The sequence below is a fragment of the Pseudomonas sp. HMSC08G10 genome (assembly GCF_001808425.1).
In the GTDB taxonomy this organism is placed as follows: Bacteria; Pseudomonadota; Gammaproteobacteria; order Pseudomonadales; family Pseudomonadaceae; genus Aquipseudomonas; species Aquipseudomonas guariconensis.
Genome location: NZ_KV793300.1, coordinates 110,961 through 126,604, shown reverse-complemented (window position 1 = coordinate 126,604; position 15,644 = coordinate 110,961). Strand labels below are relative to the sequence as shown.

The following is a 15,644-nucleotide window of genomic DNA, read 5'->3' as shown; positions in this document are numbered from 1 at the left end:
CAAGCCCAAGCCCAAGCCCAAGCCCAAGCCCTTAAACCCGATACCCCCGCATGAACAACCCAACCACCTCCCGCACATGCACCTCCGCCTCCTCCACCGTCAACGCCGGCGCACACCCCAGCAGCAACCGATAATCCGGCGCTCCCTTCACCAAGCAGAAGAAATGCTCAGCCGCCCGCAAGGGATTGTCGATCGCCAGCAACCCCCGCTGCGCGACACTGGCCAGCAGCGCTTCCATCCCGGCCAGCACCCGCTTGGGCCCCGCCTCCCAGAAGTACTCGCCAAAGCCAGGGTCCTGGTTCCCCAAGGCAATGATCAACCGGCTCAACTTGACCGACTCGTCACTGCTGATCAACGCCTGGAACCCCCGGGCAATATTCAGCAGCACCTGTTCCAGCGGAACGCCTTCGGGCAGCTCGAAGATCAGGTCAGGCAGTTGGGTCTGACACGTCGCCATGACGGCCGAACCAAACAGCGTCTGCTTGTCGTTGAAATGGCTGTAGACCGTGAGTTTTGAAACACCTGCCGCCGCAGCGACCGCATCCATGCTGGTGTTCGCATAGCCAAGACTCAGGAACAAGGTCTTGGCGGCTTCGAGGATGGCCTCGCGCTTGGCCAGGTCCTTGGGCCGGCCAGGGCCAGTGGGTGCGTCGTTGGACATGGGAATCCGCATCATGATGAAAAGTCCCCCATCTTAACGGGTCGCAGCGCATCCGGCTGCTAAAGGCGCGGATCGTTAATACGTTTTTCTCTGTGTTACCCGCTTCCCGACCCTGATGTCCTAACTTAATATACTCGCCAGTATAAATATTCGAGGCGCTCCTCGCGAAAGGACATCCATCATGTTGCGTCATGCCGTGCCCATCGTTTTACCCGCCACCTTGGCGTTGCTGCTGGTCGCTTGCGGTCAGGAGGCCGCGGCCCCTGCTGTGCCGCGCCCGGCGTTGGTGGTCCAGCCCCAGCCAACGGGTGCTTCGGCCGACAGTTATCCCGGCGAGGTGCGGGCTCGCTTCGAGCCTGAGCTGGCCTTTCGCATTGGCGGCAAGGTGAGCAAGCGCCTGGTGGAGGAGGGGCAGCGGGTCAAGGCCGACCAGCCGCTGGCCGAGCTCGACCCACAGGATGTCCGTCTGCAACTGGAGGCCAACCGCGCCCAGCTCGCTGCCGCCGAAGCCAACTTGGCCCTGGTGCGGGCTGAGCGCGATCGCTACCAGAAGCTGCTGGAGCGGCAGATGGTCAGCCGTTCCCAGTACGACAACGCCGAGAACCTCTATCGCGCAGGCCAGGCGCGTCTCAAGCAGGCCAAGGCGGAATTCGACGTGGCCGGCAACCAGGCGGAGTACGCCGTGCTTCGGGCACCTCAAGCAGGCGTGATCGCCAAGCGTCAGGTCGAGGTGGGTCAGGTTGTGGCGCCAGGACAGACGGTGTTCACCCTGGCCGCCGATGGTGAGCGGGAAGTGCTCATCGGCCTGCCGGAGCAGCAGTTCGCCCGCTTTGGCGTGGGGCAGACGGTGAGCGTGGAGCTGTGGTCGCACCCGAACGCGCGTTATCCGGGGCGCATCCGTGAGCTGTCTCCGGCGGCCGATCCTCGCTCGCGCACCTTCGCTGCGCGGATAGCCTTCACCACCTCCAGCACGCCGGCCGAGCTGGGGCAAAGCGCGCGGGTGTTCATTGCCCACGCTGAACGCGCGCCGCTGTCGGTGCCGCTTTCGGCGGTTACGGCCGAACAGGGGCAGGCCTATGTCTGGCGCATCGGCAAGGACAACCGCCTCGAACGCGTGGTGGTGCGCCTGGGCCCTTATGGCGATGACAGCGTGCCGGTGCTCGAAGGGCTGAAGGCGGATGACTGGGTAGTGGCCGCAGGTGGCCATGTGTTGCGCGAGGGCCAGCAGGTCCGGCCCGTGGACCGTTCCAACCGTGATGTGAACCTGGCGACCAAGGAGTAAGTCCCGATGGGTTTCAACCTTTCCGCCTGGGCCTTGCGCAACCGGCAGATAGTGCTGTTCCTGATGATCCTCCTGGGCGCGATTGGCGCGATGTCCTACACAAAGCTGGGGCAAAGCGAGGATCCACCGTTCACCTTCAAGGCTATGGTCATCCGCACGATATGGCCGGGTGCTACCGCCGAGGAGGTCTCCCGGCAGGTCACCGAGCGCATCGAAAAGAAACTGATGGAAACCGGCGAGTACGAGCGGATCGTGTCGTTCTCGCGTCCAGGCGAGTCCCAGGTGACGTTCATGGCCCGGGACTCCATGCACTCCGATGCCATCCCCGAGCTGTGGTACCAGATCCGCAAGAAGGTCGCGGACATTCGCCATACCTTGCCGCCCGAGATTCAGGGGCCGTTCTTCAACGATGAGTTCGGCACCACCTTCGGCAACATCTATGCACTGACAGGTCCCGGGTTCGATTACGCCGTGCTCAAGGACTACGCCGACCGTATCCAGATCCAACTGCAGCGGGTCAAGGACGTGGGCAAGGTCGAGCTGATCGGCCTGCAGGACGAAAAGATCTGGATCGAGCTCTCGAACCTCAAGCTGGCCACCCTCGGCGTGCCGTTGCAGGCGGTGCAGCAGGCGCTGAGCGAGCAGAACGCGGTGAGCACCGCAGGTTTCTTCGAGACCCCCAGCGAGCGTTTGCAGTTGCGTGTCAGCGGACGTTTCGACAGCGTCGAGCAGATTCGCCAGTTCCCGATCCGCGTAGGTGATCGCACCTTCCGTATCGGGGATGTGGCCGAGGTCCATCGCGGCTTCAACGACCCACCTGCGCCACGCATGCGCTTCATGGGCGAGGACGCAATTGGCCTGGCGGTCTCGATGAAGGACGGTGGCGACATCCTGGTGCTGGGCAAGGCCCTGGAAGGCGAGTTCGCCCGCCTGGCGCGCAACCTGCCGGCGGGCATGGAGTTGCGCAAGGTTTCGGACCAGCCCGCTGCGGTGAAGGCAGGGGTAGGGGAGTTCGTCCAGGTCCTGGTCGAAGCCCTGGCCATCGTGCTGCTGGTGAGTTTTTTCTCCCTGGGCCTTCGCACCGGCCTGGTGGTGGCCCTGGCCATTCCACTGGTGTTGGCCATGACCTTCGCCACGATGCATTACTTCGGCATCGGCCTGCACAAGATCTCCCTTGGCGCACTGGTGCTGGCGCTTGGGCTGCTGGTGGACGATGCCATCATTGCCGTGGAGATGATGGCGATCAAGATGGAGCAGGGGTTCGACCGGCTCAAGGCGGCGAGCTATGCCTGGTCCAGCACGGCATTCCCGATGCTCACTGGCACCCTGATCACGGCGGCGGGCTTCCTGCCGATCGCCACGGCGGCCTCCAGTACTGGCGAATACACACGTTCTATCTTCCAGGTGGTGACCATTGCCTTGCTGACGTCCTGGGTGGCCGCGGTGGTCTTCGTGCCTTACCTGGGCGACCGCCTGCTGCCAGACCTGGCCAAGCGTCACGCCGAGGGCGCGCACGGTCCGGATCCTTATGGCACGCCGTTCTACCAGCGTGTGCGCCGCGTCGTGGAGTGGTGCGTACGCCGGCGCAAGACAGTGATCGTGCTGACGGTCGCGGCTTTCGTTGGCAGCATCCTGCTGTTCCGCTTCGTGCCCCAGCAGTTCTTCCCGGCCTCGGGCCGGCCCGAACTGATGGTCGACCTCAAACTCACCGAAGGTGCATCGCTGGCCAATACGACCGAGCAGGTCAAGCGACTGGAGGCACTGCTCAAGCAGCAGGATGGCATCGCCAACTATGTGGCTTATGTCGGCACGGGGTCGCCGCGCTTCTACCTGCCGTTGGACCAGCAATTGCCGGCGGCGAGCTTTGCCCAGTTCGTGGTACTGGCCAAGAGCCTGGAGGATCGTGAAGCCCTGCGCAGCTGGTTGATCGCCACGCTGGATGCGCAATTCCCCGAGCTGCGTGGACGGGTCACTCGTTTGGAGAACGGTCCGCCGGTGGGCTATCCGGTGCAGTTCCGGGTGACGGGCGAGCATATCGAGAAGGTTCGTGCCCTGGCGCGGGAGGTGGCGGTCAAGGTGCGCGAAAACCCCCATGTGGTGAACGTGCACCTCGATTGGGAGGAGCCGAGCAAGGCGGTGTTCCTGGAGATCGACCAGGACCGCGCCCGGGCCTTGGGCGTAAGCACCGCGCATCTGTCGAGCTTCCTGCAAAGCTCGCTGACCGGCACCACGGTCAGCCAGTACCGCGAAGACAACGAGCTGATCGAGATCCTGCTGCGCGGCACCGGCCAGGAACGCCGTGAGTTGGGCAACCTCGGCAGCCTCGCGTTGCCCACCGACAACGGCCAGAGCGTGGCGTTGTCCCAGGTGGCGACCTTGGAATACGGCTTCGAAGAAGGCGTGATCTGGCACCGCAACCGCCTGCCCACGGTGACCGTGCGGGCCGACATCTATGACAAGGAGCAGCCGGCGACGCTGGTCAAGCAGATCCTGCCAACCTTGCAAACGGTGCGCGATACCTTGCCCGAGGGTTACCTGCTGGAAGTCGGTGGCGCCGTGGAAGATGCCGAGCGCGGCCAGCGTTCGGTGAACGCCGGCATGCCACTGTTCATCGTGGTGGTGCTGACGTTGCTGATGGTGCAGTTGCGCAGTTTCTCGCGCACGGTAATGGTGTTTCTCACCGCGCCCTTGGGGCTGATCGGTGTGACGCTGTTCCTGTTGGTGTTCCGTCAGCCTTTTGGGTTTGTCGCCATGCTCGGCACCATCGCATTGGCGGGGATGATCATGCGTAACTCGGTGATCCTGGTGGACCAGATCGAACAGGACATCGCGGCGGGGCTGGATCGCTGGCAGGCGATCATCGAAGCTACGGTGCGGCGCTTCCGACCGATCGTGCTCACCGCCCTGGCGGCGGTATTGGCAATGATCCCGCTGTCGCGCAGCGTGTTCTACGGACCGATGGCGGTGGCCATCATGGGCGGGTTGATAGTGGCCACCGTGCTGACGCTGTTGTTCCTGCCAGCGTTGTATGCGGCGTGGTTCAGAGTGAGGAAAAGCGGCTAGCTGCAAGTTGCGAGCTGCAAGTCGCAAGGGGGCGAGGCCATGCAGGTCTCGCTTCTTGCTTGTGGCTTGCCGCATGGAACTTGCAGCTTTTAGCTTGCCGCTGCGCGCTTCAAAGCGCGCCGAAGACCTTCTTGGCCAGGCTGGTCGCGGCCTGGGCTGGGTTCTGGCGAATGTTCTGCTCCTGCTTGCCGATCATCTCGAACAGGCCATCGAGCGCTTTCTCGGTCACGTAGTTCTCGATGCTCGCGCTCTTGGCGTCTACCACGCCTAGGGCCACGGCTTGGCCGGCGAAGTTGTTGTACTGCTGCGCCAGGCCAACCTTGTCGGTGGCTTGCTTGACGATTGGCAGGAACTTGGCGCGGATTTCTTCACGGCTGCTCTTGTTCAGGTACTGGGTTGCCGAATCCTGGCCGCCATTGAGGATGTCCTTGGCATCGGTAACGGTCATCTTCTTGACGGCATCGACCAGAATCGCCTGGGCCTGCGGAACCGCTGCTTCGGCCGCCTTGTTCATGCTGTTTTCCAGGGCTTCGACCTGCTCGCCCTTGCCGAACATCTTCATGGCCTTGGCGGCCTTGCCCAGGTTGCCTGGCAATTCGATGCGCACATCCGGGTTGTTGCTGAAGCCGCCAGGCGTGCTCAGTTGCTTGACGGCGATCTGAGCGCCCTGGGTCAGGGCGTCCTTCAGGCCGCCGGTGGCATCTTTCTGGCTCAGGTCGCCGAGCGACAGGGCCAGGGCGCTGGCCGACAGCAGCAGGCCGGCGCACAGGGTGGTGAAGCGCAGGGAGGTGCGAATCATGCTGGGTATTTCCTTATAGCTGGGAGAGGGCGGGCTCAGCGCACCGGGTCGACCTTGATGCGCACAGGCTGCGGATCGCTGCCGTCGAGGTTCACACCGTGGTGTTCGGTGTTGATGAACAGCAGCTTGCCGTCCAGCTCGATGCGTGCGCTGACTGCGTAGCGGTGGCCGGCTTTGATCTGGCTCGGGTCGTAGGTGAGGTGAAACGGCAGCGGCACATTGCCCTTCACCGGGCCGGCCTGGTTGGCCAAGGTCACCGCCGGGGCGTCCATCAGCGAGACGTCTTGCAAACTCACGCTCAGGGTGGCAGCCGGTGGCAGAGCCATGCGTTGCAGATAGTAGACTTCGCCATCCAGGCTGGCCTGGTGGGAGGGTGTGTTGCTGGTGCAGGCTGCGAGCAGGGATACGCCGCACAGCATGAAGAGTTTTTTCATGGAATCTCCGGTGTCCTTGGGGTTGGCTTTTGGCCAACCTCAGGGACTTTAGCGGATTTTTCCGGAGTCTTCAGCGTTGGGGCTACTGCGTCCGGGCTTATCTCAGGCGGGTGCTACCTCCACCGGCTCATCGCGGTGCAGCGCTACCTGGCGGATCGACAAGCGCAGCTCCGCCGACAACACGCGCTTGGCCACGCCCTCGGCGAGTTCGCCGAGCTTGTCGTGATAGCCCAGCTTGCCCTGGCTGTCGGGGCGCAGCACATCCTGGTCGATCAAGGTCTGGATGAAATGGCGGAACAGCGTCTTGTCGAAGAACTCCGGGGCATTCAGGCCATGCAGGATCGACAGGCGCTGGGCCATCATCACGCACAGGTCTTCCAGCTCCTCGGCGCTCAGGGTGTTCTGGCCGCTGTTGAGCAGCAGGGACGTGGCCATGTAGAAGCGTTGCAACGTCTGGGTGATGCTCCGGGCCAGCAAGGTCAACAGGACGAACTGCCGCGAACTTGGGGCCGGGCGCAGGTAGACGCCATTCTCGAAGCGCAGCAGACCCTGTGCTACCAATGCGTCGAGCCATTGGTCGATGACCTCGTCCAATTGCGCGGGTGTCCAGCGCAGGAACAGTTCAGCCTGCAGGTACGGATACAACGCCTTGACGTACTGGCCGACCAGTTCGCGGCTCATGCGTGAGCTGCTCAGGAAGAAGCTCGCCAGCAACGCCGGCAGGGCGAAGATGTGCAGGACGTTGTTGCGGTAGTAGGTCATTAACACTGCGTTGGCTTCATCCAGGTAGAGGATGCGGCCCAGGGCGTCCTTTTGCTCTGAGAGCAGGTCCATGCCCCTGACATGTTCGATCAAGGCCGGGCCGTCACCCTCCGGCAGGGTGGTGTGAGGGGAGTAGGGGACCTGACGCAGCAAGGCCAGGTACAGGTTCAGCACTCGGGTCAGGGCGCGTTCATCCAGGGCCAGGCGGCTGGTGGACAGCAGTGCCAGGGCCACCAGGTTGACCGGATTGATCGCCGCCGCTTCGTTCAGGTGACGTGCCACGGTCTCGCCCAGGCGGGTGGTGGTTTCGTTCAGCCAGGCCGGGCGGAACTGCGGGCCCAGGGCTTGCTCGCGCCAACCGGGTTGCTGCTGGTCGAGGAAGGCATTGAGGCGGATCGGTTCGCCGAAATTGACATAGACCTGGCCAAAACGCTGCTTGAGTGCGCCGATGACCTTGAAGATGTCGAAGATCGACTCTTTCTTCTTGCTCGCCCCGCGCAGCTCGCCCAGGTAGGTGCGGCCTTCGAGCACGCGCTCATAACCGATGTACACCGGCACGAAGACGATCGGTGTGCGCGAGGAGCGTAGGAAGCTGCGCAAGGTGATGGCCAGCATCCCGGTGCGCGGTTGCAGCATGCGCCCGGTGCGCGAGCGCCCGCCTTCGACGAAGTACTCCACCGGGAAGCCCTTGGTGAACAAGGTGTGCAGGTATTCGTTGAACACCGCCGTGTATAGCGGGTTGCCCTTGAAGGTCCGACGCATGAAGAAGGCGCCGCCACGGCGCAGCAGGCCGCCGATCACCGGCATGTTGAGGTTGATGCCGGCGGCGATGTGCGGGGGCGTGAGGCCGTTGCGGAACAACAGGTACGAGAGCAGCAGGTAGTCGATATGGCTGCGGTGGCACGGCACGTAGATCACCTCGTGCCCTGGCGCGATGCCTTGCACCTGCTCGATGTGGTTGACCTTGATGCCGTCGTAGATCTTGTTCCAGAACCAGCTGAGTACCACTTCGAGGAAGCGGATCGCCGTATAGGTGTAGTCCGAGGCGATCTCGTTGCCGTAACGCAGGGCCTGGGCTTCTGCCTTGGCGTAAGGGATCTTCTCGCGTTCGGCCTCGTCGCTGATCGCCTGGCGCACCAGCGGGTCATGGACCAGGCCCTTGACCAGGTTGCGTCGGTGGGAGATGTCCGGGCCGATGACGGCGGTTTTGAGGTTGCGAAAGTGCACGCGCATGATGCGTTGGGCCATGCGCACGGTGCGTTCGTGGCCTTTGTTGTGCTGGATCAGCTCGCGCAGGTGGATCGGCGCGGAGAACTGCACACGGGTCTTGCGCCCCAGGATCAGCACGGTCAGCAGGCGGCGCAGGCGGCCGGTGACCGCCCAGCTGTCGGCGAACAGCAGTTTCCAGGGGCTGGACTCGCTGGCGGGCGACTGGCCCCAGAACACGCTGACCGGAATGATCTGAGCGTCCTCTTCCGGGTGCTGGCTCACTGCGCCGACCAGACGCTCCAGTGTGGGGGGCGCGCCGCGTTTGTCATGACGGCCGAGCCAGTCCGGATCGGGCGTCAGGTAGAAGAAGGCCGCAGGCTCCTGCAGCGAACCGACACTGACCGGCAGCACAGGACGCGGTAGCCCCGCCTTGGTGCATTCGCGATCGACGACGGCCAGGTCCGTCAGCGAAGGCGAAGGCAGGGCGTAGAACACGGGACGGCTGCGATCGAGCTTCAGAGACAGGGATGACTGGTTGATGGTTTCGGAGCGCACCCACAGGTACAACAGGCGACGCAAGGCGCCGAAAATCATTCGGCGCAGGGGGGAACGGGTCATGGGTGTGTGCCCTGGGAGAGATTTTTAAGTGATATTCCAGGCAGTTAGTCTGCCGTATCTGCACAAGTTCGGCAAAATTCGCCAAATCGACGCCCAGTCATGAAATTTTTTTGTTCGCTGTCATATACTCGGTCCGCAGCTTGCAAGATATTTCTGCGAGCTGCGTCGGCACGGGGTTGTGACCTCGTGCTTGCAAGGCGATCTTCAAAATAAAAATCCGGAGTAGTTCAGATGTCGTCTCGTGAGACTGGGAATGTGAAGTGGTTCAACGATGCCAAGGGTTATGGCTTCATTCAGCGTGAAGGTGGGGCGGATGTCTTCGTCCACTATCGTGCTATCCGCGGTGAGGGGCATCGTACCCTGGTCGAGGGACAACAGGTGGAGTACGCCCTTGTGCAAGGCCAGAAAGGCCTGCAGGCTGAGGACGTCGTCGGTCTCTGACCGCCGTCTGGAGCAGTAAGCTTCAAGCTGCAAGCTGTCCGTGGAGCTTGCAGCCTGATGCGATCCAACGTGAAGCTGCGGCGTGTCAGCAGTAGCCTCAGTGGGTGCGCCAGGTGATTTCCTGTTCACCGTCGGCGCTGATGCGGATCCAGCGATCGGCATCTTCTTCACCATCTTCTTCGGCCCAACTGCCGGGTGCGCAGCGCACTTCGACGCCCAGCGCGGCATAGGCGGCGCGAGCACAGGCGATGTCGTCGTCCCATGGTGTCTGGTCGCTTTCGAGGAACAGGCTGTTCCATTTCCCCACAGCCTTGGGTACCCAGGTGACCGGAATGTTACCGGCCATGCATTTCCAGGTCTGGCCACGCTGTTGCCATTCGCTGCAAGTGCCCAATGCCTGGCTGAGCCATTCGGCCACTTGCTTGTGGTCGACGTCGGTGTCCTTGAGGTAGATCTCGATATCGGGTTGGCGCATAAAAAGGCTCCGGGTGTGCTCAGTCTTGGCGCACGAAATAGTCATAACGCATGGAAACCGTCACGTCGAACGGCTCGGGCTGGTCGATCACTCGTGCGCGTCTTTCGGCGCTGGCGCGCCAGCCGTGCGGTGTCATGGCCAGCAGGTCGGCGCGAGCCTTGGGCTCGGCCAGGCTCAGGCGGAACTCGAGCACTTCGCCATGGGCGTGATGCATGCCCTCGGGAATCAGGGCCAGGTGCTTGTCATCGGCGTAAGGCCGTACTTCATCGTAGAGCATCTGGCGCAGTTCCATCAGATGGCCGCTGGTCGGCCCCACCCGCATCAGCCCGCCGCCGGGGCTGAGCAGGCGCTTGGCCTCCTGCCAGTCCAGCGGGCTGAACACGCTGGCGATGAATTGGCAGCTGGCATCGAGCAGCGGCACGCGAGCCATGCTCGCGACCATCCAGGTCACCTGCGGGGCCCGGCGGCACGCGCGCTTGACCGCCTCGCGGGAGATATCCAGCGCATAGCCTTGGGCCTGCGGCAACGCTTGGGCGATCTGCGCGGTGTAATAGCCTTCGCCGCAACCGATGTCGAGCCAGGCGCCGGGCTGGCGTTCGGCGGCCAGTTCAGCCAAGCGCCGGGCGACAGGCGCGTAGTGGCCAGCATCAAGGAAGTCGCGGCGGGCTTCGACCATCGCTTGGTTGTCGCCTGGGTCGCGGCTGTTCTTGTGCTGCACCGGCAGCAGGTTCAGGTAGCCCTGGCGGGCACGGTCGAAGCGGTGCCCGGCGGGGCACACCACGCCGTTGTCGAGCCGAGTCAGGGCGGCCTGGCAGAGGGGGCAGGCAAGCATCAGGCGAGCAACCGTACCAAGGTCTGGTAGTAAATTTCGGTCAGCAGGTCGAGGTCGCTGGCCAGGATGCGTTCGTCGACCTGGTGGATGGTGGCGTTGACAGGGCCGAGCTCGACCACTTGGGTGCCGAGGGTCGCGATGAAGCGCCCGTCGGAGGTACCGCCGCTGGTGGAGGGCTGGGTATCACGACCGGTCACGCCCTTGATGCTGGCCGAAACCGCATCGAGCAGCTCGCCCGGCTCGGTGAGGAATGGCAGGCCCGACAGCGCCCAGTCGATGCTCCACTCCAGCTGATGCTTGTCGAGGATTGCCGCCACGCGAGCCTGCAGGCCCTCGACCGTGGATTCGGTGGAGAAGCGGAAGTTGAACAGCGCGGTCAGCTCGCCCGGCACCACGTTGGTGGCGCCGGTACCGGAATTGAGGTTGGAGATCTGGAAACTGGTCGGCGGGAAGAACGCATTGCCTTCGTCCCAGTGTTCGGCGGCCAGTTCCGCCAGGGCCGGCGCGGCCAGGTGGATCGGGTTGCGCGCCAGGTGCGGATAGGCCACGTGGCCTTGCTTGCCGCGTACGGTCAGCTTGGCGCCGAGCGAGCCGCGACGGCCGTTCTTCACGACATCGCCCAGCAGACTGGTGCTGGAAGGTTCGCCGACGATGCACCAGTCCAAACGCTCGTTGCGTGCCTTGAGGCGTTCGACTACGGCCTTGGTGCCATGGTGCGCCGGGCCTTCCTCGTCACTGGTGATGAGGAAGGCGACCTTGCCGCGGTGGTTCGGGTAGTCCCGCACGAAGCGTTCGCTGGCCACCACCATCGAGGCAAGGCTGCCTTTCATGTCCGCGGCGCCACGGCCGCAGAGCATGCCATCGGCATCGATCAGGGCTTCGAAAGGCTCATGTTGCCAGGCTTGCACCGGGCCGGTGGGGACCACGTCGGTGTGGCCGGCAAAACACAGCACGGGGCCTTCCTGGTTGCCGTGGGTGGCCCAGAAGTTGTCGACGTCCTCGATACGCATCGGCTCGAGTTCGAAACCGACGGCGCCCAGGCGCTGCATCATCTGGGCCTGACAGTCGGCATCGACGGGAGTGACCGAGGGGCGACGGATCAGGTCGCAGGCCAGTTGAAGGGTAGGCGAAAGCTCGGCTGGGGCCGTCATGAAGGACTCCGGGGCAAGGCGGGCGGGAAAACAGGGGCGTTATCTTATATCAAACGAATAAGACGGGCACTGGGAATGGGGCCGCGCTGCGGCCCCTTCGCGACACAAGGCCGCTCCGAGAGAAGTCATCGCTAACCCTGGCGGCACTCCCACAGGGCGTGACCCGGCCAGGCCCTGTGTCAGGTAGCCTTGGCCTCGACGGCCTCATCCCCAGGCTTCGGCAAGGATGACAGCATTGCCATCACCAGCGCCGCCAGGTAAGGCAGCGACTGCACCAACAACATCGCCACCCAGAAGCGCATGTCCGCCCCCGGCAGGCCTTGGACCAGATAAATGCCCAGCGCAGCGCCCCAGAGCAGCAGCATGATGAACAATTCCTCGCGCGCCTCGGAAATCGCCACCAGCAAGCCATGGCTGTCGGCATTCTTGGGGGTGCGGAAGAACGGCATGCTGCTGGTGAAGAAGCCGTACAGCACCGCCTTGGCGATGGTGTGCGACAGCGCAAGCCCGGCCAACGCGGCGGCGAAGGCATCCTTGAGGTTCACGCCGACTGCGCGGCGATAGAGGAAGATGATCTTGCCGACCTTGAAGAAGAACAGCGCCAGTGGCGGGATGGCGAAGATCATCAGCGGTGGGTCGACCCGCTGTGGAACGATGATCATCGCCGCCGACCAGAGCAGGGCGCCGACGGTGAAGAAGATGTTCATGCCATCGGCGATCCACGGCAGCCAGCCGGCGAGGAAGTGGTAGCGCTGGCCACGGGTCAGCTCGCTGCCCTTGCCCCGCAACAGCGCGGCGGCATGGTGCTTGATGATCTGGATTGCGCCATAGGCCCAGCGAAAACGCTGTTTCTTGAAGTCGATGAAGGTGTCGGGCATCAGGCCCTTGCCATAGCTGTTGTGGGCGTAGGCGGCCGAAAGCCCCTTCTCGAACACCCGCAGACCCAACTCGGCATCCTCGCAGATGCACCATTCGGCCCAGCCCAGCTCTTCCAGGACCGAGCGTCGGGTCATGGTCATGGTGCCGTGCTGGATGATCGCGTCTCGGTCGTTGCGAGTGACCATGCCGATGTGGAAGAAGCCCTTGTATTCGCTGTAGCACAGCTTCTTGAAGGCGCTTTCGTGCTGGTCGCGGTAGTCCTGGGGCGACTGCACCACGGCGATCTTCGGGTCGGCGAAGTGCGGCACCATGTGCTTGAGCCAGTTGCGGTCGACACAGTAGTCCGAGTCGATCACCGCGATCACTTCGGCGTCCTTGGCTGTATGAGGGATCAGGTAGTTCAGCGCGCCACCCTTGAAACCGGCCAGCGGTGCGACGTGGAAGAAGCGGAAGCGTTCGCCCAGTCGTTCGCAGTGGGCCTTGAGCGGCTCCCAGACGGCCGGATCCTTGGTGTTGTTGTCGATCACCAGCACTTCGTAGTCCGGGTAGTCCAGGGCGGCGAGGGCATCCAGAGTCTGTTTCACCATTTCCGGCGGTTCGTTGTAGCACGGCACATGGATCGACACCTTGGGCCTGTAGGCCGAATCGCCTTGCACCGGCAGGAACTCGCGCCGGCGCTTGTGGATCCAGACCGCTTCGGCCAGTTCGTGGGCTTCGGTCAGCAGCACGATGAACACGCCCAATGCGCCCAGGGCCAGGAGCACGCCGACGGTCAGGCTGAACCAGGTGCTGTATTGCTGGCTGTAGTCATAGGCGATCCACACCAGCACCGATCCGCACAGGAAGGTAATGAACGTGAGGAAGGTGCGACCGCGCTGGCGCAGTGCCGAGCCGTCGATCAGCAGCACAGTCAGGGCAATCATCGCCAGTACTACAGACGCCACCGCCAGGGCGCGCCACTGCGGGATGGCCACGACCGGCCCCTCGAAGTTGAACTTCTGCTGGCGCGCGGCGTTGTACACGCCCCAGTAGGCACCCACCGAGCCTTCGTCACTGGCTTTCCAGGGTTGGTCGTAAGCCTCGATGACGAAGTAGTTGTAGCCCCGTCGGTTTAGCGTGTTGACCAGCGTGCGCAGGTAGATGGCCTGGTCGGCCTGGGTGGCGTCGGCCCCGCCGCGCATGCGGCCGTTGCTTGGCCAGCCGACTTCGGAAAGCAGCAGGGGTTTGCGGGGGAACTGATGCTTGAGTTCGCGGGCGCGGTCGAGAACGAACTGTAGCGAGTCCTTCATCGGCACGAACTCCCAATAGGGCAGGATGTGTGCGGCGATCAGGTCGACATGCTTGGCCAGTTCGGGGTTTTCCTTCCAGATGTGCCACTGTTCACTGGTCGTGACCGGCACCTTGACCGCAGCACGCACCCGGTCCAGGTACCCGATCAGCGCCTCGGGCGTGACCTCCTTGCGGAACAGCGCCTCGTTGCCCACCACGACCCGGACCACGCTGCGGGAGGTATTGGCCAGTTCGATCGCCTTGGCGATTTCGCGTTCGTTGCGTTCCAGGTCCGGGCTGATCCAGATCCCCAGGGTGATGCGTAGGCCAAGTTCTTCGGCAAGGCGCGGTATGTCGGCCTGGGTGCCCTCGACGGTATAGATGCGGATACTGTCGGTCAGCTTGCTCATCTGTTCCAGGTCTTGGCGGATCTCCTCGTCGCTGGGGTACTGCCCCTTTTGCGGGCTTTGCCCGAGGCGGAACGGCGAATACGAGAAACCAGAGATCTGCTCCGGCCAGGCGGGGGCAGACACTGGACGGTTGATCAGCGCCCAGAAACCGGTGAACAGCGCGGCAATGGCCAGGACCACTACCAGGTTGAGACCGAATTTGCGTGATGACATAGATGTTTCAGATTCCGAAAGGAGAGCGGGGGCGGGCAATGGCTTGGATTTCCCGCTGGAGATGAAGTTCTGAAGCCGCTCGGCTATTGCTCAGGACCACTGCGATAAGTGGGATATTAAAGCAGGATTTGTAGGGGCTTTACTAACCAGCGCCTCGCAAGGGCTGCCAGGTGCGGTGAGCGGGCAGCACGAAAGCCCCAGGGCCCTCCTGTTGGCTTATAATGCGCGCCGTTTTTTCAGGGGGTGATCATGAGCACAGAAGATCCACGCTTCGCCGGCGTTGCCCGGCTGTATGGCGAGCAAGGCCTGGAGCGCCTGCGCCGGGCCCACGTGGCGATCGTCGGTATCGGTGGGGTCGGGTCCTGGGCCGCCGAGGCCATGGCCCGCAGTGGTGTTGGCGAGATCACCCTGTTCGACCTGGATGATGTCTGCGTGAGCAACACCAACCGCCAGGCTCATGCCCTGGAAGGGCAGGTCGGACGGCCCAAGGTCGAGGTCATGGCCGAGCGCCTGCGGGCGATCAACCCGGCCTGTACCGTGCATGCGGTGGCTGACTTCGTTACCCGCGACACCATGATCGAGTACATCACTGAAAATCTCGATTGCGTCATCGACTGCATCGACAGCGTGATGGCCAAGGCCGCATTGATCGCCTGGTGTCGACGTCGCAAGATTGCCATCGTCACGACCGGCGGCGCGGGCGGGCAGATCGACCCGACCCAGGTCCAGATCGGCGATTTGAACAAGACCTTCAATGACCCGCTGGCCTCGCGGGTACGCTCGACCCTGCGGCGCGACTACAACTTCTCGCGCAATGTATCGCGCAACTACGGCGTGCCCTGTGTGTTCTCCAGCGAGCAGCTGCGCTACCCCAAGGGTGATGGCAGCGTGTGCCTGCAAAAGAGCTTCGTGGGCGAGGGCGTGCGCCTGGACTGCTCGGGCGGCTTCGGGGCAGTGATGATGGTCACCGCAACCTTCGGCATGGTCGCGGCGAGCAAGGCGGTGGAAAAACTGGTGGGCGGTGCCCGGCGGCCTTCGGAGCGGGTCAAGGCCGAGTGAGCCGGTGATTGCTCGCCGCCTGACCCATGGGGCCGAGGGGCCAGGGATGACAGTGGCCTCAGGAGCCCTTTCGCAGGTCTACCCGCG

The 15,644-nt window shown here is 63.4% G+C and carries 12 protein-coding genes; 4 read left to right on the top strand and 8 right to left on the bottom strand.

The annotated features are described in order from the left end of the window. Positions 1–31: 31 nt before the first annotated feature. The gene (locus tag HMPREF3173_RS08800) at positions 32–673 is read right to left on the bottom strand and encodes a TetR/AcrR family transcriptional regulator (protein WP_043215915.1); all 642 of its coding nucleotides are present in this window, start codon (positions 671–673) and stop codon (positions 32–34) included. Between the two features lie 169 nt (positions 674–842). Here HMPREF3173_RS08800 and HMPREF3173_RS08795 point away from each other — a divergent pair, with 169 nt between their 5' ends. Both HMPREF3173_RS08795 and HMPREF3173_RS08790 read left to right on the top strand, forming a co-directional pair. After that, on the top strand, positions 843–1,943 hold the full coding sequence (locus tag HMPREF3173_RS08795; protein WP_070572400.1) for an efflux RND transporter periplasmic adaptor subunit: 1,101 nt from the start codon (positions 843–845) through the stop codon (positions 1,941–1,943). A 6-nt stretch (positions 1,944–1,949) separates the two neighbouring features. Then, a complete protein-coding gene (locus HMPREF3173_RS08790; RefSeq protein ID WP_070572398.1) occupies positions 1,950–5,006 on the top strand; it encodes an efflux RND transporter permease subunit in 3,057 nt (1,018 codons plus the stop codon). A gap of 109 nt (positions 5,007–5,115) precedes the next feature. Here HMPREF3173_RS08790 and HMPREF3173_RS08785 read toward each other — a convergent pair whose 3' ends face one another. The 3 genes from HMPREF3173_RS08785 to plsB form a co-directional block, all read right to left on the bottom strand. Further along, positions 5,116–5,805, bottom strand: coding sequence for a DUF4197 domain-containing protein (locus HMPREF3173_RS08785; protein ID WP_043215781.1), 690 nt, complete (start codon positions 5,803–5,805; stop codon positions 5,116–5,118). A 35-nt stretch (positions 5,806–5,840) separates the two neighbouring features. After that, complete coding sequence (locus tag HMPREF3173_RS08780; RefSeq protein ID WP_070572396.1) at positions 5,841–6,239, bottom strand: YbaY family lipoprotein; 399 nt, start codon at positions 6,237–6,239, stop codon at positions 5,841–5,843. A gap of 102 nt (positions 6,240–6,341) precedes the next feature. Further along, positions 6,342–8,828 (bottom strand): glycerol-3-phosphate 1-O-acyltransferase PlsB, encoded by a 2,487-nt coding sequence (gene plsB / locus HMPREF3173_RS08775; RefSeq protein WP_070572393.1) that lies wholly within the window; start codon positions 8,826–8,828, stop codon positions 6,342–6,344. A 231-nt stretch (positions 8,829–9,059) separates the two neighbouring features. Between plsB and HMPREF3173_RS08770 the strand changes: the two genes are divergently transcribed. Further along, positions 9,060–9,269 carry a cold-shock protein gene (locus HMPREF3173_RS08770; RefSeq protein ID WP_011535295.1) on the top strand — a complete coding sequence of 70 codons (210 nt, stop codon included), beginning with the start codon at positions 9,060–9,062 and terminating at the stop codon, positions 9,267–9,269. A gap of 97 nt (positions 9,270–9,366) precedes the next feature. Here HMPREF3173_RS08770 and HMPREF3173_RS08765 read toward each other — a convergent pair whose 3' ends face one another. The 4 genes from HMPREF3173_RS08765 to HMPREF3173_RS08750 all read right to left on the bottom strand — a co-directional run bounded on the left by HMPREF3173_RS08765 (position 9,367) and on the right by HMPREF3173_RS08750 (position 14,498). Next, positions 9,367–9,744, bottom strand: coding sequence for a hypothetical protein (locus tag HMPREF3173_RS08765; protein WP_043215785.1), 378 nt, complete (start codon positions 9,742–9,744; stop codon positions 9,367–9,369). Positions 9,745–9,763: 19 nt separating this feature from the next. After that, positions 9,764–10,576 (bottom strand): putative RNA methyltransferase, encoded by an 813-nt coding sequence (locus HMPREF3173_RS08760; protein ID WP_070572391.1) that lies wholly within the window; start codon positions 10,574–10,576, stop codon positions 9,764–9,766. Beyond that, the gene (gene dapE / locus HMPREF3173_RS08755) at positions 10,576–11,727 is read right to left on the bottom strand and encodes a succinyl-diaminopimelate desuccinylase (RefSeq protein ID WP_070572389.1); all 1,152 of its coding nucleotides are present in this window, start codon (positions 11,725–11,727) and stop codon (positions 10,576–10,578) included. The genes HMPREF3173_RS08760 and dapE overlap by 1 nt, the downstream gene beginning before the upstream one ends. A gap of 179 nt (positions 11,728–11,906) precedes the next feature. Continuing rightward, positions 11,907–14,498, bottom strand: coding sequence for a glycosyltransferase (locus HMPREF3173_RS08750; protein WP_070572387.1), 2,592 nt, complete (start codon positions 14,496–14,498; stop codon positions 11,907–11,909). Between the two features lie 249 nt (positions 14,499–14,747). On the opposite strand from HMPREF3173_RS08750, the gene tcdA reads away from it, so the two are divergent. Beyond that, positions 14,748–15,557: a tRNA cyclic N6-threonylcarbamoyladenosine(37) synthase TcdA gene (gene tcdA, locus HMPREF3173_RS08745; protein WP_070572385.1), complete on the top strand. Its 810-nt coding sequence runs from the start codon at positions 14,748–14,750 to the stop codon at positions 15,555–15,557. Positions 15,558–15,644: the final 87 nt, after the last annotated feature.

Bases quoted from the DNA above. Each gene is read 5' to 3' on its own strand.
- dapE (WP_070572389.1), bottom strand. From the start codon at position 11,727: ATGACGGCCCCAGCCGAGCTTTCGCCTACCCTTCAACTGGCCTGCGAC.
- HMPREF3173_RS08760 (WP_070572391.1), bottom strand. From the start codon at position 10,576: ATGCTTGCCTGCCCCCTCTGCCAGGCCGCCCTGACTCGGCTCGACAAC.
- HMPREF3173_RS08800 (WP_043215915.1), bottom strand. From the start codon at position 673: ATGCGGATTCCCATGTCCAACGACGCACCCACTGGCCCTGGCCGGCCC.
- HMPREF3173_RS08750 (WP_070572387.1), bottom strand. From the start codon at position 14,498: ATGTCATCACGCAAATTCGGTCTCAACCTGGTAGTGGTCCTGGCCATT.
- HMPREF3173_RS08780 (WP_070572396.1), bottom strand. From the start codon at position 6,239: ATGAAAAAACTCTTCATGCTGTGCGGCGTATCCCTGCTCGCAGCCTGC.
- HMPREF3173_RS08765 (WP_043215785.1), bottom strand. From the start codon at position 9,744: ATGCGCCAACCCGATATCGAGATCTACCTCAAGGACACCGACGTCGAC.
- HMPREF3173_RS08770 (WP_011535295.1), top strand. From the start codon at position 9,060: ATGTCGTCTCGTGAGACTGGGAATGTGAAGTGGTTCAACGATGCCAAG.
- plsB (WP_070572393.1), bottom strand. From the start codon at position 8,828: ATGACCCGTTCCCCCCTGCGCCGAATGATTTTCGGCGCCTTGCGTCGC.
- HMPREF3173_RS08790 (WP_070572398.1), top strand. From the start codon at position 1,950: ATGGGTTTCAACCTTTCCGCCTGGGCCTTGCGCAACCGGCAGATAGTG.
- HMPREF3173_RS08795 (WP_070572400.1), top strand. From the start codon at position 843: ATGTTGCGTCATGCCGTGCCCATCGTTTTACCCGCCACCTTGGCGTTG.
- HMPREF3173_RS08785 (WP_043215781.1), bottom strand. From the start codon at position 5,805: ATGATTCGCACCTCCCTGCGCTTCACCACCCTGTGCGCCGGCCTGCTG.
- tcdA (WP_070572385.1), top strand. From the start codon at position 14,748: ATGAGCACAGAAGATCCACGCTTCGCCGGCGTTGCCCGGCTGTATGGC.